The organism is Halalkalicoccus sp. CGA53, assembly GCF_036429475.1.
In the GTDB taxonomy this organism is placed as follows: Archaea; Halobacteriota; Halobacteria; order Halobacteriales; family Halalkalicoccaceae; genus Natronorarus; species Natronorarus salvus.
This window is the reverse complement of sequence record NZ_CP144125.1, coordinates 223373-247719: the sequence shown is the minus strand read 5'-3', so window position 1 is coordinate 247719 and position 24347 is coordinate 223373. Positions and strand designations below refer to the sequence as shown.

20 protein-coding genes, 1 tRNA gene and 5 pseudogenes are annotated in these 24347 nt (G+C 48.5%); 10 read left to right on the top strand and 16 right to left on the bottom strand.

Annotated elements, in window-relative coordinates; translation table 11 throughout:
• Positions 1-10: 10 nt before the first annotated feature.
• From V2L32_RS02495 to V2L32_RS02485, 3 genes are all read left to right on the top strand, one after another.
• Complete coding sequence (locus V2L32_RS02495) at positions 11-592, top strand: 2Fe-2S iron-sulfur cluster-binding protein (protein ID WP_331234858.1); 582 nt, start codon at positions 11-13, stop codon at positions 590-592.
• Between the two features lie 167 nt (positions 593-759).
• Positions 760-2205 carry an MATE family efflux transporter gene (locus V2L32_RS02490; protein WP_409348461.1) on the top strand — a complete coding sequence of 482 codons (1446 nt, stop codon included), beginning with the start codon at positions 760-762 and terminating at the stop codon, positions 2203-2205.
• Between the two features lie 37 nt (positions 2206-2242).
• Positions 2243-2315, top strand: a tRNA-Arg gene (locus tag V2L32_RS02485).
• Positions 2316-2494: 179 nt separating this feature from the next.
• On the opposite strand, the gene V2L32_RS02480 is transcribed toward V2L32_RS02485, so the two are convergent.
• The 5 genes from V2L32_RS02480 to V2L32_RS02460 all read right to left on the bottom strand — a co-directional run bounded on the left by V2L32_RS02480 (position 2495) and on the right by V2L32_RS02460 (position 5653).
• On the bottom strand, positions 2495-2776 hold the full coding sequence (locus V2L32_RS02480; RefSeq protein WP_331234856.1) for a hypothetical protein: 282 nt from the start codon (positions 2774-2776) through the stop codon (positions 2495-2497).
• 11 nt (positions 2777-2787) lie between these two features.
• The gene (locus tag V2L32_RS02475) at positions 2788-3645 is read right to left on the bottom strand and encodes a hypothetical protein (RefSeq protein ID WP_331234855.1); all 858 of its coding nucleotides are present in this window, start codon (positions 3643-3645) and stop codon (positions 2788-2790) included.
• Positions 3642-4733 carry a hypothetical protein gene (locus V2L32_RS02470; RefSeq protein ID WP_331234854.1) on the bottom strand — a complete coding sequence of 364 codons (1092 nt, stop codon included), beginning with the start codon at positions 4731-4733 and terminating at the stop codon, positions 3642-3644. The genes V2L32_RS02475 and V2L32_RS02470 overlap by 4 nt, the downstream gene beginning before the upstream one ends.
• Positions 4734-4836: 103 nt before the next feature.
• Positions 4837-5346, bottom strand: coding sequence for a hypothetical protein (locus tag V2L32_RS02465; protein WP_331234853.1), 510 nt, complete (start codon positions 5344-5346; stop codon positions 4837-4839).
• Between the two features lie 70 nt (positions 5347-5416).
• Positions 5417-5653 (bottom strand): winged helix-turn-helix domain-containing protein, encoded by a 237-nt coding sequence (locus V2L32_RS02460; protein WP_331234852.1) that lies wholly within the window; start codon positions 5651-5653, stop codon positions 5417-5419.
• A gap of 153 nt (positions 5654-5806) precedes the next feature.
• Between V2L32_RS02460 and V2L32_RS02455 the strand changes: the two genes are divergently transcribed.
• The 3 genes from V2L32_RS02455 to V2L32_RS02445 are packed head-to-tail and all read left to right on the top strand — an operon-like array spanning position 5807 to position 8652.
• The gene (locus V2L32_RS02455; protein ID WP_331234851.1) at positions 5807-6949 is read left to right on the top strand and encodes a CRISPR-associated protein Cas4; all 1143 of its coding nucleotides are present in this window, start codon (positions 5807-5809) and stop codon (positions 6947-6949) included.
• Positions 6939-7709 (top strand): transcription initiation factor IIB family protein, encoded by a 771-nt coding sequence (locus tag V2L32_RS02450; RefSeq protein WP_331234850.1) that lies wholly within the window; start codon positions 6939-6941, stop codon positions 7707-7709. Before V2L32_RS02455 ends, V2L32_RS02450 begins: the two co-directional genes overlap by 11 nt.
• A gap of 1 nt (position 7710) precedes the next feature.
• Complete coding sequence (locus tag V2L32_RS02445) at positions 7711-8652, top strand: recombinase family protein (RefSeq protein ID WP_331234849.1); 942 nt, start codon at positions 7711-7713, stop codon at positions 8650-8652.
• 63 nt (positions 8653-8715) lie between these two features.
• Here the strand turns inward: V2L32_RS02445 and V2L32_RS02440 are convergent, their stop codons facing one another.
• From V2L32_RS02440 to V2L32_RS02430, 3 genes are all read right to left on the bottom strand, one after another.
• Entirely contained in the window at positions 8716-10134 is a 1419-nt protein-coding gene (locus V2L32_RS02440; RefSeq protein WP_331234848.1) for a recombinase family protein, read from the bottom strand.
• Positions 10121-11308, bottom strand: a complete 1188-nt coding sequence (locus V2L32_RS02435; protein ID WP_331234847.1) for a tyrosine-type recombinase/integrase — start codon at positions 11306-11308, stop codon at positions 10121-10123. The genes V2L32_RS02440 and V2L32_RS02435 overlap by 14 nt, the downstream gene beginning before the upstream one ends.
• 668 nt (positions 11309-11976) lie before the next feature.
• Complete coding sequence (locus tag V2L32_RS02430; RefSeq protein ID WP_331234846.1) at positions 11977-13983, bottom strand: hypothetical protein; 2007 nt, start codon at positions 13981-13983, stop codon at positions 11977-11979.
• Positions 13984-14132: 149 nt separating this feature from the next.
• Here V2L32_RS02430 and V2L32_RS02425 point away from each other — a divergent pair, with 149 nt between their 5' ends.
• On the top strand, positions 14133-15206 hold the full coding sequence (locus V2L32_RS02425; protein WP_331234845.1) for a DUF6414 family protein: 1074 nt from the start codon (positions 14133-14135) through the stop codon (positions 15204-15206).
• 281 nt (positions 15207-15487) lie between these two features.
• Here the strand turns inward: V2L32_RS02425 and V2L32_RS02420 are convergent.
• From V2L32_RS02420 to V2L32_RS02400, 5 genes and pseudogenes are all read right to left on the bottom strand, one after another.
• A pseudogene (locus V2L32_RS02420) lies at positions 15488-15688 on the bottom strand (IS5/IS1182 family transposase); the annotation flags it as partial.
• Positions 15689-15694: 6 nt separating this feature from the next.
• Positions 15695-17008 (bottom strand): TRAP transporter large permease, encoded by a 1314-nt coding sequence (locus V2L32_RS02415; RefSeq protein ID WP_331234844.1) that lies wholly within the window; start codon positions 17006-17008, stop codon positions 15695-15697.
• A complete protein-coding gene (locus tag V2L32_RS02410; protein ID WP_331234843.1) occupies positions 17009-17560 on the bottom strand; it encodes a TRAP transporter small permease in 552 nt (183 codons plus the stop codon). It abuts the gene before it with no gap.
• An 8-nt stretch (positions 17561-17568) separates the two neighbouring features.
• Positions 17569-18591: a TRAP transporter substrate-binding protein gene (locus tag V2L32_RS02405; protein WP_331234842.1), complete on the bottom strand. Its 1023-nt coding sequence runs from the start codon at positions 18589-18591 to the stop codon at positions 17569-17571.
• Between the two features lie 437 nt (positions 18592-19028).
• A pseudogene (locus V2L32_RS02400) lies at positions 19029-20118 on the bottom strand (IS630 family transposase).
• Between the two features lie 64 nt (positions 20119-20182).
• On the opposite strand from V2L32_RS02400, the pseudogene V2L32_RS02395 reads away from it, so the two are divergent.
• Both V2L32_RS02395 and V2L32_RS02390 read left to right on the top strand, forming a co-directional pair.
• Positions 20183-20380, top strand: a pseudogene (locus V2L32_RS02395) (transposase); the annotation flags it as partial.
• Between the two features lie 410 nt (positions 20381-20790).
• The gene (locus V2L32_RS02390) at positions 20791-21483 is read left to right on the top strand and encodes an IS630 family transposase (RefSeq protein ID WP_331236654.1); all 693 of its coding nucleotides are present in this window, start codon (positions 20791-20793) and stop codon (positions 21481-21483) included.
• Between the two features lie 5 nt (positions 21484-21488).
• Here V2L32_RS02390 and V2L32_RS02385 read toward each other — a convergent pair.
• Positions 21489-21578 (bottom strand): annotated as a pseudogene (locus tag V2L32_RS02385) (IS5/IS1182 family transposase); the annotation flags it as partial.
• Positions 21579-22094: 516 nt separating this feature from the next.
• On the opposite strand from V2L32_RS02385, the gene V2L32_RS02380 reads away from it, so the two are divergent.
• On the top strand, positions 22095-22373 hold the full coding sequence (locus V2L32_RS02380) for a hypothetical protein (RefSeq protein ID WP_331234841.1): 279 nt from the start codon (positions 22095-22097) through the stop codon (positions 22371-22373).
• A gap of 508 nt (positions 22374-22881) precedes the next feature.
• On the opposite strand, the gene V2L32_RS02375 is transcribed toward V2L32_RS02380, so the two are convergent.
• A complete protein-coding gene (locus V2L32_RS02375) occupies positions 22882-23649 on the bottom strand; it encodes an IclR family transcriptional regulator (protein ID WP_331234840.1) in 768 nt (255 codons plus the stop codon).
• Between the two features lie 382 nt (positions 23650-24031).
• Positions 24032-24336: pseudogene (locus V2L32_RS02370) on the bottom strand (transposase); the annotation flags it as partial.
• Between the last annotated feature and the right edge of the window lie 11 nt (positions 24337-24347).

Genomic DNA, 24347 nt, shown 5'->3' with positions numbered 1-24347 from the left:
AGCCCCGCGCATGGTAGATCTGCTCGCACTCTCGGCCGGGGTCTTTCTCACCCTCGTCGTCGTGGTCTTCCACTTCGCGCGGGGGACCGAACGCGTGATCCCCGACGACATCGCCGACGACGTGCTCGAACACCGGGCGGCGACCGTCCGGGAGACGGAGTTCCCCGAGCCGATGAACCGCTCGATCGGTGGCGGCGCCGCCGCGGGCGCGATCGCCGGCGGCGCGGACGCGGAGGGCGAACTCGAAGGCGGCGAGGAGGTGGAGGAAGAACCCTCGCCGGCGGATATCCCTGAGGACGAGGTCGAGTACTTCGAGATCGAGTACACCAAGGAGGGCACGACGGTCGAGGTCGCGAACAACGAGACGCTGCTCGAGGCCGGCGAGGACGAGGGCTGGGACCTTCCCTACGCCTGTCGGGAGGGCCAGTGCGTCTCCTGTGGCGGACGCGTCGCCGACGGCGACTCCCGCGAGTACGTCGTCCACGACAACCAGCAGATGCTCGAGGAGCCCGAACTCGAGGACGGCTACGTGCTCACCTGCGTCGCCTACCCGAAAGCCGACTTCACCCTCGAGACGAGAGAGACTCCCTGACCGCGGGGCGAGCCCATCGTTCCGTTTTCCCGCCTCCCGCCGGACCAGCGGCCGTTTTCCGGTGACCCGCGAGCGTCGAAACAGAGCGTTGATCACGCGACACACCGTTTCGGTTCGTAGTGGACAGCTCCGAGCGATCGTTGACCGACGGCTCGTTGATCCGGCCGATGCTGCGGCTCGCGTGGCCGATCGTCGTCTTTCAGCTGCTCCAGGTCACCTACAACCTCGCCGACACGCTCTGGCTCGGCCAGCTCTCTGCGGACGCGGTCGGCGCGATCAGCCTCGCCTTCCCGCTCGTCTTCCTCCTGATCGCGATCGCCGGCGGCTTCACGACCGCCGGGAGCATCCTCGTCGCTCAGTACACCGGCGCGAAGAGCGACGCCTCCGCGGGGCTGTTCGCCGGCCAGACCATCGCGTTCGTCGGCATCCTCGCCTGCGTGCTGGGGATCGTCGGCTACTTCTACACCGAACCCGCACTCGCGCTGCTCCCGAGCGACGCCGTCACCGAGGAACGCGTCATCCCGCTCGCGGCGGACTACATGCGGATCTTCTTCCTCGGGTTGCCCTTCCTCTTCGGGTTCTACGTCTTCGAGGCGCTGATGCGCGGCTACGGGAACACGCAGCTCCCGATGCGGCTGATGCTCGTGAGCGTCGTCATCAACGTCGCCATCGACCCGTTTCTCATCTTCGGCTTCGACGAGAACCCGCTGTTCGTCTGGCTCTCGCTCACGGACCTCGAGGCGACGCTGTTCGCCGCGACCGACTTCTCGGGCTACGGCATCGAGGGGGCTGCGATCGCCACCGTCTTCTCGCGCGGGGTCGCGAGTGCGCTCGCGTTCTACGTGCTCTTCGGCACCGATCTGGGTCCCGACGTGGCGCTCTCGCATCTCCGTCTCGACCCCGAGAACGTCTGGGAGATCACTCGGTTGGGGGTGCCGACCTCGCTCGAACAGTCGGCGAACGCGCTCGCGCTGGTCGTGCTCACCGCGATGGTCGTCTCGTTCGCCCCGCCCGTCGTCGCCGCCTACGGCCTCGGAAACCGGCTGATCTCGCTGGTCTTCCTCCCGGCGCTCGGGCTCTCCCGGGCGACCGAGACGATCGTCGGTCAGAACCTCGGAGCCGGGAGGCCGGATCGGGCCGGCCGAGCCGTGGGGCTCTCCGCGACCGCCGCCGGAGGTGTGTTGCTGCTCGTCGCCGTCGTCGCCGTCGTCCTCGCCCGACCGATCAACGCCGTCTTCATCGGCGCCGAGACCGAGGGTGCCGCCGAGACGGTCTCGCTCGCGACCGAGTACCTCCGGATCCGGTCCGTGGAGTTCGCGTTCATCGGCGTGATGCAGGTCGTCCTCGGGGGGTTTCGCGGCGCCGGCAACACGAAGACCGCGATGGCGCTCTCGTGGCTCAACCTCTGGGGGGTACGCGTGCCGGCGGTCTTCCTGCTGGCGTTCGTCGCCGGCTGGGGCGCGACGGGCATCTGGGTCGGGATGAGCCTCGGGCACATCGTCGGTGCGGTAGTCGCCGGAGGCTGGTTCCTGCGAGGGACCTGGCGGGAGTCGATCGTGGACGACGAACGGGTCGAGGGAAGCGAGGTCGATCCAGTCAGCGGGGAGGAGTGAGAACCGTTATGTCCCGTCGTCCGGTACGGTGTGGCGAGGGCGTGTAGCTCAGTGGACAGAGTCCTTGGTTCCGGACCAAGATGTCGCGGGTTCAAATCCCGTCACGCCCGTCATTCTCCGTGACGATTCAGATTCCACAGACGGCGTCCAGTCGTATATAAACGGCTGGGGCTTCGTGCGAGTGATTCCGTCACGAATCATCTCGGGGGTCGCCGCTGGCATGCGGATCAAAGGATTCAATGTGGCAGCGACCAAAAAACAATCTTAATGTTTTTGATGCTACGTAGCTCTAAAAATCAGTCAGTGACAGATATTCAGAAGTAAATTCGTCCTTTGCTCGTTCAAGGGCCAAGCGACCGAGTTCTTTTGGAATTTGATTTGATATATATTTGCGCTTTACCATTGGTTTGATGTCGGATGGACTATTGCTATCCCACACGAGACGATAGTCTCGATCTGTTTCAATCTCATCTTCATCGTTGTATATCATACCAGAATCAGCCCCAATTGAAAGTAAATCATCTGTTTTAATTTCTAAGGCATTTTCGTAACCCGTCCTATTATATCCCATTTTCAATTTTGCTACAAAAGTGGTAAAAAGTCAGCTTTGTCAAATTCGTCTGGATAATCGGTGGTACCGTGTTGATCAAGAAACAGTTGTTGAAATACCTCTCCCAGAATAATAATGGGATGGGTTCCAATAGAATATTTGACATCGTCATTATCAGTCAGTACGAAATCGATTCCTTCAGTAGCAATATTACGTAGATCAGGATGCTCAATGTGCCCTTCTTGATGAGTTATTTGTCGGCTTTGACCCCCTGATGCTGAAGAGCCGGATCCTTCATTAGGTGATTCTCCGTCTCCTAACGCCCATATTGCATAGCTATCAGGTTCGGTACCATTACGGACGATGTCGCTATCTACCTCAATTAAGTCTATTTCCCTACACAAAGTTATGAACTGGACTGATCTAATTTCAAGACCTGTACACCCAATGTGCTCTTTTATCTTTTTCTGGGTGTAAATCCGCTCATATACATTATTCGTGGTGTTGATTCTTTTAACCCACTCCATGTAATTTTCCCCCCCAATTTCACAATATACAAAGCATAGATGAATGCTTTGTACCTGTTTGATAGCCAGCAATATTTCTGCGCTGTTGACGGATAGTTCGTAGATCGGGTCAACTAATACTAGTTCAAAATCACTCTTAGTAACCGCATTTCCATGACGAGGCGAGAATCCATCGACTATCGCCTTGAATAATCGATGATGTTCTTCAGATGCTTCTATCTTATTCAGCAGGCTTTTTTCAGCACGTTCATAATCAAGAGCGTTGTATTTCTTATTAAATATATCATTGAATTTAGATAGTTGGGGCTTTGGGACATTGGCCTCAATCCAACCCTCATTGTCAAACGATATGGGGTCAGTCATAAAACAGGTTGTGCTTCACACTCAGAGTCAAAATGGTCACTCACAAAGTTGAAAATCCTAACTGTCTGATCAATATCTGTGAGTTTACGAGGAAATACCCTGACCGTGTTCCCCTTAGTTTTGAGTACTGTACGCTCATAATGAGTTTCATCGATTAATTCTGCCGTGAAACCAGGAATCTCCGGCATTGGATGGTATTCGGACAGTCCGAACTCCCAGAATTTTTCCTCAAGATGAGTTGGCAAACTCTCTAAGTACTCTTCCTTGATTCCCGATTTTACCTCAATCCCCCAAGGTGAGCTGACGGTCATTCCATCATTTGGATAAAACGAACTGCCAACCTTTCCATATGCTGCCGTATTGGAAGAATCCTTAATCTGTTTTGCTCGAGAAACCTCCTGCTGCAATCTTTCCCAAAGCTCCAATATGCTCCCAGAATATAGAACTAAAATTCCGTCCTGCTTAACACGGAATTTGAACTGATTAGCTACTTCAAAGTCCATTATTTTCGGGAGGACCCCATAATTAAATTTCATTTCCCGGTAGGTTTCTAGTCCGTCAGACGCACGGTACTGTATCGATCTTTGAAACTGCGAGCGACGTTTGGCAGAGATACTTGCATCAACCGGACGTCTGGCACTGAAAAACGGAATTATTATTTCATCCTCATACTTCCGTACGAGCTCAGTCCTTATTTGATCTATTCGACGTCTAGAAAGCTGCAATCTCCCGACATCAGCGGTGTTTTGGAGGAATGATTCGATAGTAGGGGGAATTTGATCGGTTTTATTAGCTTTTGTAAAGAAGATTGGGAACTCATCGTCTAAGTACACATAGTGGCAAACAATCTCCTTATCGACCTTAGCCTTGAAAAGAACCAAGTCATCATTCTGGAACACAATATTGAAGTTTCGCTCAATATTTTGGGAAAATTCGCTCTTTGAGGGAAGGTTATTAATGGAAGCAATTATGTTGAAATCACCGGGAGAGTCTCCTACTTTGTAGTCCAATTCCAAATAGTCTATAAATGAATTTATTGATTCAAAATCTTTATTCTGAGCATTTAAATAGTCATTAGATTCAATCATTGTATTCCTTCATAATGAATCCCTCGCCAATATTGCTAAGGGTTATCGGGATCGCTCTCACTTGCATACCTCTAACTTGTTGTACCCCGAGAAAATTCTTGCGCTAATTTTCCAGCTTAAACTGAGAGGATTCCATAATTTGGTCTCTTTGATCAGAAACACCTCTAATGTGGTTATATAGGTCCCCTTGATCGGAATCCGATACAGTTCCGTTCGATTTGATTTCATGAATGATTGATTTGTATACCATCACGTCGCTATAGAACTGCATTATTGTAGATAGCTCCTGATTGCTAAACCATTGAAATACACCGAGCTCGCCAGCATTTGCTTCGTAAACAATCGTTGGAATTGTCCCCGGTGCTGGGACGTCTTTTGGTTTGATCGTATAGCCAGGAGGTTTATTAATGCGATCCATTGAATCAGCACACTGCGCAAGTCCTTTCATATTTTTTACTTCAATCAATAGTGCCTTCCTCATTTTTCTCTTTTCCCACTCTTGCTTAACAAAGTACAATAAGATTGCAGATAGAAATGTTACGATTATGCCAACTGCTGTGGAATCTGGTAGCTGAAAGCCAATTATTAGGAGTGTGACCTGTAGGGATGTCATGCGCTTGAATATGGGGACATGTGTTTAACATTTTTTGAATTTTCCAGGGATAGCGGGTGACGTGAGTAATTCAAGTTTTCGTGTATCCTGGTAGCCACCAGACAGTGCTTCTGCCACCCACCTGTTTTGACCGCAGGATCCCTTCATCCTCCAAATTTGTGAGCCGGTAGTTAACGGCTCGACGGCTAATGTCGACGTGTTCAGCGATTTCAGATGCGATAAGCACTGGGTCTGCGGAGTTTCGAAATACATCGAGAATTTCCTCATCGGAGACGCGTGGCTTGCGCCCTCGGCGTTCATCAGACATTCGTTCTCAGGAGTGTGTAGGATATACTAAAACAGTCTCTTCCATGGAGGGAAAAAATAATCAGAGGATCGGAGAATAGTAGCAGGTAAATAACTAATACTTCCTACCGTGGAAGGTTTTGGCATCAACTGATCGATCCCAACAGGAGATTCCATGTCCAGGATAAGCAGCAGAACAACCAATGGTAAAGAAGACGACCCAAAGGAGGACGAAGAGGATGTGAGTAAGGTAATCGAGTCGATCTTGAGTGGAGATTTCCAAGGATGGTACGAAGAAAAGAAAGCGAAGGACAATCTGAAAAACGGAAAACCGTACTACAACGAGCCCTCCTCAGTTCCCGATCCGAAACGACACTCACCAAGCTCACTTCTCCAGTGCTCACGGAAGCTCTACTATCGACAACTCAACGCACCCGAAGAGAACGAAGACCCCCATGGTATCTTCTGGCTGGGGTCCAAGTTTGAAGAGGAATTCGTCCTTTCCTATCTTGAGGATGTGGTCCCTGACCGAGTGTACGTGGGCAACTCGTATTGGGTCGACTTTACCGTCGAAACCGAGATAGGCGAGCTCCAGTTTAGAGGCGAAACCGATCCGGTCATCGTTGCGGAGGACGGTCAACCGCTGATCTTGGTCGAAGTCAAAACGAAATCCTCGATCTCAAATCTTGAAGCTCCGAATCGACATCACAGAGCACAGATCCATCCGTACCTGTACGGGCTCTCACAGCAGCATGAGCAGAACGTGACTGATGCAATCATTCTCTATGGAAGTCGAGATACGTTTGAGGCGAGTGCATTTCACGTAGAGTTCGATCCCGTATTCTGGAGGACTGTTGTTCTACAATGGGCGGTGGCACATACTAGGTCCAGAATCAATGAGCAGCTCCCTCAAGCAGACCCGGAATTCGATTGGGAGTGCGGGTTCTGCTCGTATAGAGAACGCTGTGGCAGGGGGGAGACGGTTCATCAGGACGAGGACGTCAGAGGGTTTCTACCTCTGTTTGCAGATTACCCGAGAAAGAAGGTCGTTGATTATCTCGAGTCGGATCCTGAGGCTGTGCTGACGCCGACACTTGCCCATAGGTATCCGGAGTTGGCTGAAACGAATACCGTGGGTAAATGGCGCTGCGATAGCTGTACCCGGAAATACGATTGGGATGTTATCGAGTGGGACCGAGATACGTCCGATCCTCCTGTGTGCAAGGCCTGTTTGAGTGAGAAAGTACCCTCGCCCCTTCATGGTCCGATGCCAGATGAGAAACCATCCCAGGCATATCAGATGGAGAATGACGAGTGAACCAATCTGCCCCCAGTGCGGTTCGTCGGATCTCGATGGGGAGATCGAGTTATTCGATTCTCTTTGTGAGACGTGCGGATACGTTGTTCACGATATCTCGAAGGCCGTGGAATGCGAGACGCCTGCACTGGAAAACAAGGGGTCAGATGACGAGGAGATAGACCAGGAGTGGAGTGAGTTTGTCACTGTCGAGAACGGCACTCAAAAGCAAGTTGCAGACGGCCTGGGGTTCTTGGAGCAGATCGCCGACGAGATTGGTCTCTCAACGAGTGAAAGGGAGCGGGCAGCCGAAATTTACGCTGGTGCGCTCGAGGAGCGAATCACCGTTGGGCGAAAGAAAACCCAGATCATCGCGAGTTGTGTGTTCCTCGCGACGCAAGAATTAGGGAAGGCAAGACCGCTGAAATTCATCGCCGGACCCGATTCCATCTCGGAAGATTCGGTCATAGATCACGTACGGCTCATACGAGATGGTCTGGAGATCGATCCGGTAGTACCCAGACCCGAAGATTACCTCACCTATCTCGGCCAATTTCTCCCTTCCGACGAGAGTACTCTGGAGGAGACAGAGGATCTTCTAATAGAGGTACAGGGATCAACGAATATTTCAGGTACGAATCCTGCAGCATGGGCTGGAGCGGCATTGTATAGCGTTTCGAGTGAGGGAGTCACCCAACGGGAAATCGCCGAGGCGTGCGGGGTAACGAAGGAGACGATTCGGGTTCGGCTCTTAGAAATTCGAAGATGGAATGAACGATAGAATGGCACAAGTAGATCATTGGTATCAAACATTGGATCCGGGTGATGGTAGTGAATCTCGAACCATACGCGCTGCGGTCTATGCCAGGACATCATCCCTGAAGCAGTCACAGGGTTATTCGCTTAGTGAGCAGGTCCGTTTATGCGTCGAACGATGTGAACTGCGGAACTGGGATGTTGCCTATGTGTTTCGCGATGAGGCAGAGAGTGGAAAGGATACAGATCGTCCGATGTTTCGCAGAATGAGACTTGAGGCTGAACAAAAAAAGTTTGACGTAATAGTATTCTGGAAACTAGATCGGCTCTCTAGAAGCCTTATACACGCTGTGCAGCTTGAGGAGGAATTTCGGGAGATGAACGTATCATTGCATAGTATCACCGAGCAATTAGACACGACAATGCCAGCTGGTCGTTTTAATTTTCGAAATATCGCCAGTGCTGCTGAGTTTGAGCGAGATCTGATTCAACAGCGAACTAAAATGGGAATCGAAGCAATGGCTGCTGAGGGTCGTTGGCCAAATAATTCGCCTCCATTAGGATACCACGTAGGGGAGGATGGCAGGCTATCTGTCGATGTCGAAGAAAAAAAGCTGGTTAAGTGGATCTTCACGAAATGTATTGAAAAACGGTCAATGCCCGCAGTCGTCAATGGTCTACAAGAACGAGAAATCGGCACAAGAAACGGGGGGAAGTGGAGACCGAGGTCAATTAGCGAAATCTTACGGAACCGCCTCTATATCGGCGAGTATTCGGTAGGTGAATCTGAGCATTATTTTGAGGAATATAGATTAATTGATAATGATCTCTTCTATACCGCTCGAAAAATCCGGAGAAGATTCGTTGACAATGCTCAGGTACGCGATGAAATGAATGGGAACAGGAAACAGAAAGAGATATCGGAAATATTTAATCAGTATCAGGAGTTGCTCCGTACGATAGACTGATTAATTGGAGGACAGCAAAATCAACCATCAGTGTTGCCACTATGGGCGTTTCGTCCTATATGATCAGTTGATTCGTAGGCGATCCAACTCGTGCTGATACGGAAGATTCCTTATATGGCCGCTTGGACATTTCATCCGTTGGCACTTAATCCCTCTAATTGACTTAGTTCCGCTCTTTGTCATTTGCACCAAATCACCATTTTCATCCTCACATTTCTCACACTTGACAACTACAGCCGAAACCACATCTAACATTGAGGGAATACCGAACTCACGTGCCATCCCCTCTATATTATATACCAAATCGGTCGGCTGAGAATGCCGTTTCTTTGACTGAAGGTATTTTTCAGTTGCTTTATTGAACATCTCATCACTGACAAACTTCAGATCCTCATCTGTGTTCGTTCCCGAATGGTTTTCTGGAACTCCTGTTCCCTTTTCGTAACTGAATGTTGGTTTGCCAATGTATACAGGATTGGTGACGATCGCCTTTACATCGTCGCTATCTAATGGCTTTGGTAGGATTTCGGGGTATTGCATACTGACAGTGGCTGCCGTTTCAGCGTAAGATCTAGATATGTCCGCCTGAATAAACCTCTCATACACCTCTTCGATTACCGGCCCGAAGTTATTTATTTGAGAGATCCAGTAACCGTCAGAATCTTCTCCAGTGTCGAGTTGTTTGTATCCAAGCGGAATAGAGCGAAAACCAACACCCCAATTGTCGTTATTGACGAAGTTGGCCGTTCTCGATTCCTTAGCTTTCCGACCTTGAGCTTGAACTTCTACTTCAGCACTCCACGCCATAACATAGGAAATTATTTTTCCGAGTTCATCGCTCGCATCAATCACCACTCCATCAGCTATCAGTTTAACGTCCCCTTCTTCAGCCAATTTATAAATCAATTGGTGGGTTTCGACACTTAGTCTGCCAAGCCGGGTAAAGTCGTCTACAATCAAATAATCGATATCGTATTCCAGCAATACGAAGTATAGATTCTGTAAACCTGGTCGAGCCATTGACTGTCCAGATCGCCCATCATCTTTTGCACGATACACCAACCGAAGACCGTTGTGATCGGCGATATACTCATTGTTTTCTTTTTGGTTTTCCATACTTTTTCCCTTTGTCTGTTTTAGAGTACTCACTCGTCGATAATCCGCGCAAAGAGGAATTCCCTCGTCTACTAATTCGTTTAGTTCTTCTTCCGATATTGTCCACGAGTTTTCCGAGTATTCGTCAAGTTCACTCGAGTCCTCACAAACCTCTCCTTTCAATGTGGTCTGTGTGGAACGCCTAATCGAAGTGGTACGGGAAGCCTTCTTTTTTGTACCCTGTACAGAAGATTTAGGGCTAGGGTTGATTCGGGTTCCCATCCCAGCGCGAATCAACCCATTTTTAAGTAAATTGGCCATGTAGACAATATCGTCTATTGGCTCCAACTCATAGCTCTGAGAATTAAACATCTTACTCACCTCCATACCCGTGAAGGCTGTCTCCACTCTTTTCCAAGAGCTTCAGTCGAGCAGCCATCTTATCGAACTCATCACGAGCGTCGTAGTGCTTATAGAGAACGTCTAGGGAGACGTCACAGACCTCGCTGATGATTCCAGGCTCAATCGATTTGAGATTCTCTGTGATGTAACCACGGCGGAATGCATGAGGTGATTTGCTGTAAGGACATTTGGAAGCAGAGCTTGGCTTCTCTGCTTCGCAGTCCTCAGGATCTCGTCCTTCGGGACAGTCTCGCCCGATTGCGCAGGGACGTGTGTAGGTATATGTGTATTTTCTAATCGTTGAGGCCGAGAGACGACCAAATCCGGCTGTGAAGAGTGGTTCACGTCCGAACTCATCTTCGCTTACCGGTTGACGGGATAGATAGTCGACTATCAGCTCGCAGAACTCCTCACTTAGACTAATGTTTCGTTCTCCGGACTTTCCATTTTTTAATGGAGTTCCGGACTCAGGCCGATGACGAATCTCGATATGAGGGATCTCAGCATCAAGCTTGCAGTCATCACGATCAATAGCTCGGAGAGTACTAGTTCTGCACCCAGTATTTACCAATGCAGAGATTACTACATGGGGTGTCGATCCAAATTTGTATCTTTCTAAGTGTGCTTTCGCAGCTTTCGCGACTTCCGGGTCAACTGTCGCATCACGGGCGGCCTCTTCCTGGTTCAGTTGGATCGGTTTGATACTCTCATGGAGATTGGGCTTGACGTAGCCGTAATTTGATAGATGTCTTAGTAGACACCTGATTGTGTCTCTATGCGCCTTTTCTGTTGCTTTCGCATACTCGGTGACTTCTGTTGGTGCCTCGTTGACGAGCCAGTCAAAGTAGTCGATGAGATCACGCTTATCGAGGTCTGAAAATGCCTCGATTCCGTTTTCTTCACACCATTCCTCGAGTCTTCCGCAACGCTTTTCGATTGCTTCTAATGTCGAATTGGCTAATTCGCGTTCTCGGTCAGCTGAGTACCTCTCAATTCCCCAGCGGATAGATACTCTCTCAAGCTGCTTGGCCTCATAGAGATCATTATGTTCAATAAGAAGTTTGGCGATTTCTTTCTCGACATCTTCTTGGTTGAGTGGAACCTCGTTTTCCTGCTCGTTTTCGTTGCTATCCGCTCTTCGGGTCGCTTTGTCGCTCATTTATTTTCTGGTTTTTGTTTACAGGATTCAGAGATCGATGATGCTCTGAATCAGGAACTCTGATTGCTATACTATTTGATATGAGTCCGAACGGACTCTCGTCTGTTTGATGTGTGATTGTTCGCTACACATCCCCGACCAGGTGTCGCGGACGGTGCACCTGCGACTGTAGCGGGGTTCGGAGTATTCGTTCAAGCGAGCTTGCGAGCGGTGTCTGCCGTAGGCAGACTGAACGATTACCCGACACCCCGTGGAGGGAGCCGCGGATGCGGTACAAGCGCTACCGCGGAACTTTATTACTACTAGACGTGAATGAAATCATGCGGCTCATTAATCAAAGATTTCTATTATACTAGTAGGAGCCAGTTCACTACATCTGAAATGTTAGCAATTAGCATGGATTGGAAGGTTTAAATATCATACTGGCTCAGCAAAGGAGATGGAGTCAGTACAATATCAGGAGCCACAAACCTGGCACGAACAGGACTGGTTGATAATTTCGACACCGCTGTCCGAGTGGATCAATGATAGAGAACCCTCTCCACAGAAATTACGAGCAAGTCAGCTGAGAATTGGGATTGCGGAATACATAGATCTCTGCGAGTTTGAATTTGAAGATCAAATAGACCCGTCGTGGACTGGCCCCGTTTTCAATAAATAGAGTGGACTTAGGGAGACTTCAAAGTGTATCTTTTACCATTTAAATCCAGATGGCAACGCTCCGAATCGGGAACAAGATCGTCATCTCCAACCCATCGATAGAGATCCGCTCCACGGAATCCATGGTTCCTCCGGACTTCTACCAAACCACCATCGGCTAGTTCGTTCAGAATTTTTCGAACATACTCTGGTGTGACTTCACCTTTCAAACGGTCAGTCAGGCTGGGGACGGACTGATACTGGAGGGCAGAGTGTTCATCTGATCGGGTCAAATGGACCAGCTCTTCAATTACTATTTCTGCCTTTGAAGATCTGCGCGATTTGTCTCGAAGATGAGTAGCAGGTGGGCAATCTAACCAACCAGGCACAGCCTGAGTATTGACGTAGACGACAGCTCCTCCTTCTTCAATCACCGATTCGTGACGTCCGAATCGAAGGATTGCTTGGATGACCCTGTCATGCGTTAAATGTTTATAGATAAGATCCCCGAACTCGCCAAACGACTTCTCAGTTCCTCGACCGACTGGTTCGACGCTTTCACCAAAGAAAGCCGCCCAGCGCTCTATTACATCGTGACCAGGAAATGGAGTTCCAGAAACTACCCCCAGCGACTCTTTTTCGAAGTCATTGGAACTCAAAACACGACCAAAATTCGTCGCTCTGTATCCCTTGTCTCCGGACCCTCCCTGCTGATCTGGTTTCACAAATGAATCCAACCACCCGTGCTTTTCGTATTCCTTGAGTGCTTTCTTACTAGTAATCAGAGCAAATCTCTGGTTCTCAAAGGACTGAACCTTCTCAAAACGCCTTCCGTCTTTCTTACTGATTCGTCCTCCAGCATATGGATACATTCCTTCCCCGATCTGGAATAGAGACATATTCATTGCCGAGGATAGGTAGTCAGCCAAATGCTTCCTCTTAATAACGGGACGGTGATCAAATCCTGCGTCAGGGGCAAAAACGAGATCCCATAGTTCTGTCGTAGGTGTTCCGTCAAGCCCTATGATCTGATATGAGGAGGAAAGATCTGGAGGATCAAAAACATAGACTCTCTCTTCTTGTTGAACACATCGAGTATGTGGATTCAATCCTGCATTCGTCCATACTTCAGTGTATTTCGAATCCGGAAGAGGTGCCACCTTGAGTTCTGGGCTATGCCGTCCCTCCGTTTCAACCCCCGATTGAAGCGTTTCCATACATAGCAGTGTGAATGTCAAAAATGGAGCTTCAATGTACGTTCTAGTCCGATACGGATCCGAGTGCTTTAGAAAATCAAATTCTCGTACTGCATCGTTAGTAACCTTATGAGCCTCGAACCATTCGATAGCAGCGTCCCGTGTTTCCGGATCGCGTCTTTTTTGCAGTAATGTATTGGTATCAGTCATCTCACTGGGGAAAGGTTCTTTACTGTCGTTGATCCTCACTAAGAATCGGTCTACAAGCCTTGTTACTTGACTGTCGGAATACTCTTCAACATAACTTGAGAGTGAAAATTCGTCGATCACTACGATACGATTAGTCGTATAATGCGGAATGTGCGCATGAATATAATGGCCTATGAGAAAATCAATATCATCTATATCATTTTCTAATTTCTCTAATTTCGTGATATACTCACATCCCTCCCCAGTCTGACACGGTGTCTTCGCTATGTCCCGAAAGTGTAGCTCTCGCCCAGAGAAACCCATGTCATAGAGGCGACGTAATTCAGTCCCGATTCCATCATCACGCCTAAATGATTCACAGGTTCGATGTGGACTAGGTATGATCTCGAAATTGATATCCTTGTTTGCTTGAAAGAACTCTCTCGCTTGAGCGTATAGATCGATTCTCGCGGTCAAGTGTGTGATTGGAACGTCACATTTCAATGCAAGTTCGTATGATCCAGTTGTCTTTCCACTGTTAGGCGGAGATTCAATCAGCACAGGTCTATCTACATTACTGGCAGCTCTGAGAATTTTTCTCGTTTTGTTACGAATTCTGCCAAGATCTCTTCCCGCCTTATCTAAGGACATTTATAGAGAACTTCTCTGCCAGTACTGAGTGTTGCATTGTGGTATAAAATTAACTCCTGATAGGCTAACAATCACATATTCCTGACCCTTGTCGGAGAGCAACACGCTACCAGCGAAACATCTTTGAGTTCTACAAGACAGTTATACGCATGACAAGTAGGGGAGACACGATTCGCGACTATATCTACCTGGACGAAGTTACTGTAGACGGCTGGTATGCATCCCTGCACGGCATGGTTCCGAACACCATAGAAGAGCACGAACGTACAGATATCCAAGGTGACGCTACCGCCGGTGCTGGCGTCGATGTAGCTCTTCCGTTTCTCGAAATGCTTGGCCGCCTCAATATCGAGAGTGACCTCTCAGGCGCCCTGACAGCTGAACGTATGTCCGATACGGCGGGGCGTGTCATCGACCAAGGGTTGCATACCTTGCTTGAACAAGATCTCGATGAGCAGGAGAAGATCAAGCCAATGAATCAGGATTTGGAATTAGGCGATATCGTTCGGGTGACGGGCGAAGGCCAGATTGATCCGCTGTATCGGACGATACTGGCGCTGTCCAGACTCATTACCGTTGAACAATTGGAAAGTCTTGATGAACAATGCGGGTCAGAAGATGACCACGACGCCGTCTCTACAGATGGTTTCACGGGTCGTCCACATGCTCAAGAGCGATGGGACCAACTACAATCCGGAGCGTCAGAAAATGCCTTAGGACAGGGTTCCGAAAATGTCTGGAGCGATATATTCAACCCTGAAACCAATCCGATTATTTCTGGCATACAACAACAGCAGCAACAAAAGAAAAACCAACAATTGCAAAAGCTTCTGGAAGTAGTGTACGGCGAGGATATCTGTTTAATCCTTGAGCTTGTTGAGGAAGAGAACGAGGGTTCGGACGGAACATACACACAGTGCGGTATGTTATTGAATTTGGATAAGTTGCGGGTCGAGAAGACAGATCTCCTCAGACCCAAAAGATACACTGCGCTCGGCCGCGTCGTAGAAACCCACAAAGACGAGGACAGCAATTGGGATTACGTTGAATTTCTGCGCGTCGCGGAAACCGTGTTTAGCGAGAGCGAGATGGAGCAGCTTCGCAATAGCTTCGAAAATATGCTGGAGGATATGAATGGATCCGATAATATATCGGTCGACGACAATACGTTTAGTGCTAATGAACCTCTTGTCGTGATCCGGCCAGTAGCTGTGTATTGGTAATCTTTGTGCGTTCAGATTCAATTCTCTAATAGATTCAGTGTTAGTAGCACTGTCTAGATGAGAATCTCCTGCCTTGTTGAACGCAAGACTGCGTCGGGGTGGGGTCGATCATTCACGGTTTTACGGCGTCAGAGACCGGTTCTTGGAGTCAGAAGATGCGATAGCTGTCGCTAGCGGTGTTTATCGAAGGGTCAAAACTATGGTATCTTGCTCCATTGTTCCGGTGACGACGGCGATACCTCTCCCGGATACGTCCGGAGAAGGGGAGCAGGCGGCGAGCCCTAACTCGCCGCCTGCGTCAGGTTATGGACGATGCACTTCCGAGTCAGCTCCCGGAACTGGCCGTGCCAGCTCCGGGAGCGCAGCTTCTCGCCGTCGTCTTCCTTCAACTGCGAGAAGCCTATTTCACTCATTGACCGCTGATTGTAGGCATCATCATCCATTCGGGCGTTGTGAGCCTTATGCAACGGTGTTTGATCTCTTGGTTATCAGAGCCCACCTAATCCGAACCTTCTCGGTAAGTATAACGATAGCTCCGGGAACAGTATGAGAATAATCAAGGCAGTGAGTAATGGGATGTAAAATATCGCAACACCTTTCGATATTTCCACCAGACTCAATGGGGTCACTCGTTCTAGCACAAATAATATAATTCCAAGAGGGGGAGTGATAAGGCCAATCATCAATGCTATCATCATCACGATCCCGAAATGAATGACATTGATTCCTAGAGCGGGAAGAATAGGAGCTAGTAAAGGGACGGTGACAATGATAATAGCGAGTAGCGACATGAAGGTACCCAGTATTAATAAGAGCGCTACTATGATAAATAGGAGAAGAGTAGCCCCGAAGGGGAAATCTAAAACAAAGGCTTCAATCATTGATGGGAGTCCAGAAATGTTAATCAAGAATGCGTAAACACTTGCAAATCCAATAATTATAGTCAGTACCGCAGTATCCTCAAACGTCTTTTTAGAAGTCTGTAGTATATTTTCCAGCTTTAAGCCATAATGTCCAAACCCAATTATAACGGTATATAGACCGGCTACAGCGGCCGCTTCCGTTGGTGTGAAAAATCCGAACAAAATCCCTCCGATAATTATCACTGGTGCCAAGAATCCAGGAACAGCCTTTAAGCCAGTTATACCTAGCCTTTTTAAATTCGGAAATCGCGTCTGCGATAGTTTCTCACCAGCTCGCAGGGCTAATAATGTAATAAAAATCATTAAACAAACCCCCATTAGTAATCCTGGAATAATTCCAGCAATAAATAATGCGCCAATTGACTCTTCAGCAAATACTCCATATATGATCAGTGGGATACTTGGTGGTATTATAGGACCAATTGTCGCTGATGCACCTGTTATACCAGCGGCAAACCTTCCAGAATACCCTCTCTCAACCATTGCCTTATATTCTACAACACCTACTCCAGCAGCATCAGCGACAGCTGATCCACTCATTCCAGAAAACAGTATACTAACTACTACGTTTACATGTCCAAGACCGCCGGGAAAAGATCCAACTAATTCTGTAGCAAAATCGAAAAGGTCATCTGTCATCCCTATTACGTTCATCATTCTTCCAGCAAATAGGAAAAACGGAATTGCTAGCAATGTGAAGCTATTCAATTGAGAATACATTTGTGACGCAAACACTTGGTAGGTGAATGATGGACCTACCGGTAATAACATAATTGTGAGGGAAGTCAGTCCAAGAGAAAACGCAATTGGCGTCCCCAATAAATAAAATCCAATTAGTATTATTAAAAATAGAGCCAATAACGTTCCAAATTCAGCCATTTATGTCGCCTCCGGAACATTTCCATCTAGTTCCTCTTCTTGCTGAACATCCGCATCTGGTTCCCTACCCAATAACACCTTTATTAACCTTTCTAATATATATACAGCCCCGAAAAAAAATGCTATTATAAAAAATGCATAAGCATGACCCAGTGTAATAAACCCCCCTGCTCCTTGTAATTGCTGGTTACTTGCTCGCGGGAGAATAGCAAACGCTGAAATAATAACAAAAATGCATAATAATAAGGAAGCAATATCACTAATAATAAATAATACTTTTTTGATTTTTCTGGGAATATACTCAAGTAGTGGCCTAATTGATATGTGGTCATTTTTCCGAATTGAGTAAGGCACCCCGGCTAATGTTAATATCATTAAACTAAATCGTGCTAATGTATCCGTCCAATATCCCGAATATCCGATGTAGGCCGAGGTGAATCGAAAGAAGATTTGTAATAGGGCCATTACACTCATAAATAAAAATACATATAACCCAATCAGCCCAAATGTACTATGGGCCTTATCTAGCACTAAATCAATTAACTTTGCCATCGTATCGATTAGGTGTCTAACACTTCGTCAAAAGTGCTTTCCCACTCCTCATCAAACAATTCTTCAATTCGGGATTCAGCAGATTCAACGAAAGAATCCCGATCAACTTCATCAGACGAGATCAAAGTTACATCATGTTCATCTATAAGCATATCGAACAACTCTTCAGTATTTTCGTCAACTTGATCCGTAGCCCACTGAGCTCTGTCCCTGAGAATTTCGGTAAACAATTCTTGTTGGCCATCAGACATTGACTCCCATGTATCATTATTGATCACATAATTAAACGTTTGGGGCAAATGATCCGTTTGTGTAAAGTACGTAGCAACTTCATAGGTAGACTGACTCACGTATTGTGCAACGGGAGCTTCCATTGATTCAACTACACCTGTTTCTAGAGCCTGATATACTTCTGCAGCATCAACGGGGGTAGGATTAACTCCGACGGCATCCCAAATCTGAACCCAGTCATCAAACTGAGGAACTCTCATTTGCATTCCTTGGACATCATCTACGTGACTAACAGGTTCTTGTGTAATTGTCCCTCTTTGTCCACGAAAAGTTGAATCGAGCACCCGCTGGTTCCCTTCCTCAATCATACTTTCATTTAGTGGCCCATCGTGGACCCATTCCTCGGTTAATGAAAGAAAATGATCATAGTCGCGTGTTACGAATGGTGTTTCAAGGAAGTCCAATTCTGGAGCAAATGCCACCGTGAGTGCGCCCATCGAAGTATGATAAAGGTCGATTGAACCATCAGCTGTTGCATCAATTGCTTCCTCCTCAGTCTCAAGGGTAACTATTTCTACTTCAACTTCACCATCTGTTTCTTCTTCAAACATTTCACCGGCTTCTCGAAAAGCCTGTCCAAAGATGTCGTCGGGTCCTCTAGTTAGAGGTGTTCCTGTAATCGATGAAATTTCATCTTCCGTTGCACCCAAACATCCTGTTATTCCTGTTATCCCACCAACCCCAGTAGCTACGGTTGCTTTAACGAATTGACGACGGCCTTGGGTGATGTTATCTCCCATGGCACGATAGTATGAGGAACCACTATAAATATTTATTGATGGGAATTCTTCCAACAATCTGACCGTGTATTCAAATTCGAGAAATTGAAATTCGGTACCCCTCCTGAAGCTTCGTGAACGAGCTGAGATTCCATCACCGTTCGATACAGTGGATCATTAGTTTTGGGTCTGAGGCAGCGAGTCAGCTCGCGGCCGAAGCGAACCGTCGCGAGCACGGCTATGCCGTTCATCTACTCTCAGTCGATCACATCGGCTTAGAGTAAGCATCTGCTTGTATGCGGTGTGAAACCTACCCAAGCAGACGATGAGTTAGAGGGAGAGCACCTGCTTAATTTTGTTGTCGCTCTTCGGAAACAGGTTGGTGGTCGAGTAGGGATGGCGCTGTAGAAGCGTAGCGGGCAAGGGTGACGCTATAGTCGTTAACGTAACTTTTGGATTTATTCGCCGAGATAATTTTCAATCCACGCGCTCGCAAAGCTCAACCGTTCGGTCAGCTTCGTGAAGATCTTATCAAGGAGGGGGCGGTACTCGCCCGCATCCTCCACGATCAGGGGTGACGACTCCCATTTGAGGCTCTTCCAAACCGGCTCGATTGGGTTGAGGCGCGGTGAGCCAACTGAAAGAAAGATGAGATCAATCCCGAGTTCGTGGGCTCGTTCACGCGTGTGCGCATAGGAAATGTGACGAGAAGGTGTCCAAGACGAGGAGAATCCGGACGAGCGGGTTCTGCTCGCGTATCCCTTCGAGACACGAGCAAATCTGTTCTTTCTCTTGATTCGGGAGAAACTGGAGGACACTCTCACCGTTGAGCGCATAGAACCCGGCCGCTGGTGAAAATCGATACACCAGCGGCCGGGTGATCGTTGGTTCACTCACTGTGTAGAGCCGTTGAGAATTGTCCCACGGTTGTGGGTGCGAGATATCGAAGAATCCGACCGTCGTTCCACCATCTGTCCGGACATCATCATCAACCGTCCATTCCTCGTCGCTGTCGTCCTCAGGCCGTTTGTTGTGTGGGTCGTCAGTTTCATCCTCGACGAACGCATCGGCAACGCGTTCTTCGAGAATTTCGTTAGCGTCCTTTGGTCGGTCTGGCCCCTCTGTACGCGGAATCGCGTACGAGAGGCCAAGATTAGAGAGAAAGCGTGGAAGATAGTTCGGGTGGAACTTGACATTGAACTCAGTGTTCAAGAGGTGTTGAATCTCCTGTTTCTTCCAGGGTTCACTTTCTTCGAGGAGTTCGAGAAGACGCTCGCGTTGTTCATCGTCGAGCTTCGGGGGCCGACCGCCCCCGAAGTTCGGGGTTAGCAGACCGAGTCCGCCCTCATTCCAGAGCTTGACCCACCAACTACTGGTTGATTGAGACATACCGACATCGTCGGCTGCATCTTCGAGCGTTGCACCTTTGTACAGCCATTTGATGAAGGTGAGCCGCTTTCTCACCTTCTCATGATCAGTCTGTGTGAGCAAGCGGTCGAGATCGTCCTCACTGAGGTGTCGGACGATCCCTTTCTCCCGTCCAGTCATCACCTTCCCATCTCAACGTATACCTAAAACTTCCGTGACTCACTAACCGCGTCACCCGAATGCAATGTTCCCATTTGAATTGCTTAGCTCAGAGGCGAGCGCCGCGAACCTGCTGGAGCAGGTCCGCTGGCGTGACGGCCTCTACTGCCCGCGCTGCCAGTCTGAGTCAGTGATCAAATACGGCAGCTATCGAGAGTATCAGCGGTATCTCTGTACGGATTGCGACCGCACGTTCAACCCAAAGACCGGCACGACCTTCGCGCTAGGGTTGAACGCTAGTTTTTGATGGTAGAGCGCGCAGAAAAGTCATGAGTAATCGGCGCGCACACCTCGAGCGGCATCTATCCCACGAGGAATTGCGCGACGCGATCAAGAAGGCGGACGACCGACGTGTCGTCCGCCGTCTCTGTTTCGTGCGGAATCTCTACGCAGGCGATACAATCGAAGAGGCTGCCTGGCGTGCGGAGCGACCCGAGGAATCGGTAGTGAGTGACTTGAACGGAGGAACGAAAACGCCCAGGATGGATTGATCCCGAGCTTCGGGGGGCGGCCAGCCCCCGAAGCTTTCCCCCCAACAAGCAAGAAATTTCCAACGCCTCCTCCAAGAGGGCCAACCCTGGACAACTGCCGAAATCAGACAGCTGATCGAAGACGAGTTCGGCATCAGCTAACATTCTGGCTCAATCCAGCGACTGCTCCGCAACACCTATCGGATGTCTTACGCGATTCCATGTCCAGAGACGCCGTCCCGACCAGAGAATGCAGAAGAACTGCTCGCCGAGCACCTGGAAGAGGCGCTCGGCGAGACAGCAGATGACTCTCTCGAGGAGGCCGCTGATCCCGGAGAGACTGTCTTGGGCTTCTTTCGACGCGTCGTGGCCGATACCGACGGACAATAAGCATCGAGTCTGGGCGTTCGGCACGCCCAGACTCGTCAAACAGATGCCGCAGGTGAAAACCACCGCTGTTGGCTTCTACGCCGTGAACGGAACAAGCGTGCTCCGGTCACTAGAGTCGTTGCATAAAGAGCGGATCGGCGAGGTGTTCGAGACGATCCGCGAGCAGAATCCGACCGGTCGGATTCTGCTCGTCCTGGACAATTTCTCCTCGCACACGTGTACCTACACACGTGAGAAGGCCGAAGAACTCGGTATCTCGCTGGTGTTTCTTCCAGTTGCGTCGCCGCATCTCCAACCAATCGAGCCGGTCTGGAACAGCCTGAAACGGTATCTCTCCCCGATATCGACCGAGAGCGCGGACGAGTTCCGCGCTCTCGTCGAAGCAACGTTCCTCGAACTGACACAGCGACTCAGCTTCGCTGCTGACTGGCTCGAAACCTTCATCGACATCAATCGCTTGCGCTAAGTCCTATCGGAGTCGGCGGGTTCGTCGGAGTGAGCGACAACTGATTTAGCTTTAGCGACCGTGACACAAGTGAAGAGATGGATTTCGGATGTCATACCAATCTGTCTCTTCGCTTTCTACGGCAATGACGCAGTCGCGGCAACTCCGTCTAGCGAAACTACAGAGTCCAATATTGTATTGAAGGAGCTTTTCGACACAATTGCCCGGCGAATTGAGTTTCAGTCGTAGAAAGGTAGAATGCGTTCGTTCTAGGCGAACGAATTCCCGGATAATGACTAAGATATTTTATCGACCACCCAATACATCTCTTACTGAGGTAATGTCGAGCCAACGAGCGAGCAGTTCTTGAATTCGGCTGTCTTGGAAGTCCAAGAACCACTCATCGTCCCTCTCAAAACTGGTCCACTACAATGCTGTGCTGAAGAGAGCAACGCGAACGCCCTCAGAGCGCTCGCGGTACGGATCTATTCTGTAGGACTTTCACTTCGTGAAACGGCCGCCGCTTTCGAAACGTTCGAGATCTATCGATCACATCAAGCAGTGTTCCAATGGGTTCATCGCGTTGCCTCCGAAGCTTCAGACCCACCGAGGTCCACGAGAGATTCGCTCTCGTGCTGCCCATCAGAAACCCTCGATTTTTGAGGACGGCCACGCAATCGTGGGTCTCTGTCGATGATGCTGCGATAAGGACTGCTCCCCAGCAGCACTGGCTCAACGCCGCTATGGATGTCGAGACAAAGCTCGTGTTCGATTTGATGATCTCTCCTCATCGAGAGACGGATCTACCAGCCGGTTTTCTTGGCCAGTCAGCCGAGAAACAGAACCTCTTGGAGGTGACGTTTTTCGTCCACGGCATAGGCTCCCTAACCGCTCTTGTGGATGTGATCTGACCGGTCGGCTATATTACGTCGAATGGATTCTGATCGAAAAGTGGTTTCAGATACTCGCGATGCGGATCGAGCGGTTCCATCAAACGTGGATTGGCAGACGCGCCAGCACCCAGCGCTTTTTCATCACCTTCGACTTTTACTATAACAGAGGGTGTCATACAATAGTTCTCATACCGAACATTTCAGACCACATTTTCTGAACGAATCTAAAGATGAGTGCCTCAGGGAGTGAGGTATGAACTGAAGCCCGTATAAGTACCAGATAGGGGTGTGAGACGTATTCTATGACACCCTGATAACAGCCAACAGCCAAGCCTGGCACCCGACAACCAAACCCCGGCCGAGAAAGTAATGGCAAGATGATTATAAACAATCCTTATCAGCAATTTCAATTAGAGTCTAATTACAACAGTATGTTTGTAATTTTACTGTCTCAAAACCATTTTTAGATTAGGAAGTCACTCCCCTCCTGTAGCAAAAATTTCTGACTCTTCGCCATATCTGCTAATTATATTTTATAGCGAGCACGTAACTCCAGCTCGTTTGCTGTTTCTACTATTATTTCCGAGAACCGAGTATGAATTTGTGCTGTAGTTGAATAGTCAGCAGGTAATGATATTGAGATTGCCCCTACTTCTCCTCCACTTTCAACTGCACCGGCAATTGATTGAACACCTTTTACACGCTCCTCTTTACTTATAGCATAGCCCTTCTCTCGTACACGTTCTATCTCGTCCCACAATTCATTTTTACTTGTTATCGTGTTGGGTGTTGCCGGAATAAGGTCTATTTTTCGTAGGAATTCTTCTATCTCAGGGTCTGCTAATTTTGCTAGAATGGCTTTTCCGGCAGCGTTCATATGAAGCGAGAATCTATTACCGAGAGGCACTTCATTCCGAAGCCCATATCGATCATTTCTGACAAATACAACTACTCCGTCCAGTCCTTCCCGATAAGAGAAAATCACCATCTGATTGGTATCTTCTACTAATTTCTGAACAGATTCACGTGCAAGGTTACAGAATCTGTCACTGTCTCGAATTGCTCCTCCAATCGATAATAACTTAAATCCCAATTGGTATTTCCCACTTTTATTGATAACATATCCATTTTTTTCAAGCGTTTTTAAATGTTTATGAACAGAGCTTTTAGCCATCCCAAGAGAGTTTGCCAGCATTGTAACACCGGCTTGATCATGATGCTGAAGTATTTCGATAATGGCGAACAGTGTCTCGTCGGATTTTACTATGTCATTTGATCTGTTTTCTCTAACCATGCTATGCTTTTCCAACCCAATCATAATAAACCCTCCCGAATTCCAATTTGTACACAAACAAAAATTTAACTCGAGACAAATTCAATTATATATTTTTGGATTGGATGTTCTCCATAGGCGAATTCTATAGTAGGACTGCGACCAAATATCGACCTGTTGATCGCCGATGATCCGTCGGTTATCAAATAATTGAGTCGTTAATCAAGGAAGAAGGAAATACCTATAATCATAGCAATAATTTATTAAATAATATACTCTTAAAGATTAAATATAGTTAGTTTATAATGGCAATATTATATCCCGAGATGAAAACGACCGTCAATGAGAATCGTGCGATGGTAAAACTTATGCGCTCTGTAGTTTCGGTACACGGCGCTGAATTTCATGGATATTGGACGCTCCGCCGGATGTTATAGACGGTTGCTTTGAGAATCATCTCGCGGAACTCCAGCCACCAAGTTCGCGCAAGCGCGGCAGCGCCACCAAGAGAGTGCGCTTGATGCTTGAGAAGACTGTTTCCATCGTGCGCTGGTTATACCGATCATTGTCGATGTGGGCGTTGTGAGCGTGATCGAGCAGAGTGAAGATCCGGTGTTTGATCAGAGGACAAACGCCGTTTTCACGGAGTTCGTCGCGGAAGGCTTTCGCGTCATAGCCTCGGTCAGCAGTGAGGCCGAGGAGGTCGCCCGGCGTTGAGT

Bases quoted from the DNA above. Each gene is read 5' to 3' on its own strand.
- V2L32_RS02495 (WP_331234858.1), top strand. From the start codon at position 11: ATGGTAGATCTGCTCGCACTCTCGGCCGGGGTCTTTCTCACCCTCGTC.
- V2L32_RS02490 (WP_409348461.1), top strand. From the start codon at position 760: ATGCTGCGGCTCGCGTGGCCGATCGTCGTCTTTCAGCTGCTCCAGGTC.
- V2L32_RS02480 (WP_331234856.1), bottom strand. From the start codon at position 2,776: ATGGGATATAATAGGACGGGTTACGAAAATGCCTTAGAAATTAAAACA.
- V2L32_RS02475 (WP_331234855.1), bottom strand. From the start codon at position 3,645: ATGACTGACCCCATATCGTTTGACAATGAGGGTTGGATTGAGGCCAAT.
- V2L32_RS02470 (WP_331234854.1), bottom strand. From the start codon at position 4,733: ATGATTGAATCTAATGACTATTTAAATGCTCAGAATAAAGATTTTGAA.
- V2L32_RS02465 (WP_331234853.1), bottom strand. From the start codon at position 5,346: ATGACATCCCTACAGGTCACACTCCTAATAATTGGCTTTCAGCTACCA.
- V2L32_RS02460 (WP_331234852.1), bottom strand. From the start codon at position 5,653: ATGTCTGATGAACGCCGAGGGCGCAAGCCACGCGTCTCCGATGAGGAA.
- V2L32_RS02455 (WP_331234851.1), top strand. From the start codon at position 5,807: ATGTCCAGGATAAGCAGCAGAACAACCAATGGTAAAGAAGACGACCCA.
- V2L32_RS02450 (WP_331234850.1), top strand. From the start codon at position 6,939: ATGACGAGTGAACCAATCTGCCCCCAGTGCGGTTCGTCGGATCTCGAT.
- V2L32_RS02445 (WP_331234849.1), top strand. From the start codon at position 7,711: ATGGCACAAGTAGATCATTGGTATCAAACATTGGATCCGGGTGATGGT.
- V2L32_RS02440 (WP_331234848.1), bottom strand. From the start codon at position 10,134: ATGGAGGTGAGTAAGATGTTTAATTCTCAGAGCTATGAGTTGGAGCCA.
- V2L32_RS02435 (WP_331234847.1), bottom strand. From the start codon at position 11,308: ATGAGCGACAAAGCGACCCGAAGAGCGGATAGCAACGAAAACGAGCAG.
- V2L32_RS02430 (WP_331234846.1), bottom strand. From the start codon at position 13,983: ATGTCCTTAGATAAGGCGGGAAGAGATCTTGGCAGAATTCGTAACAAA.
- V2L32_RS02425 (WP_331234845.1), top strand. From the start codon at position 14,133: ATGACAAGTAGGGGAGACACGATTCGCGACTATATCTACCTGGACGAA.
- V2L32_RS02415 (WP_331234844.1), bottom strand. From the start codon at position 17,008: ATGGCTGAATTTGGAACGTTATTGGCTCTATTTTTAATAATACTAATT.
- V2L32_RS02410 (WP_331234843.1), bottom strand. From the start codon at position 17,560: ATGGCAAAGTTAATTGATTTAGTGCTAGATAAGGCCCATAGTACATTT.
- V2L32_RS02405 (WP_331234842.1), bottom strand. From the start codon at position 18,591: ATGGGAGATAACATCACCCAAGGCCGTCGTCAATTCGTTAAAGCAACC.
- V2L32_RS02375 (WP_331234840.1), bottom strand. From the start codon at position 23,649: ATGGTTAGAGAAAACAGATCAAATGACATAGTAAAATCCGACGAGACA.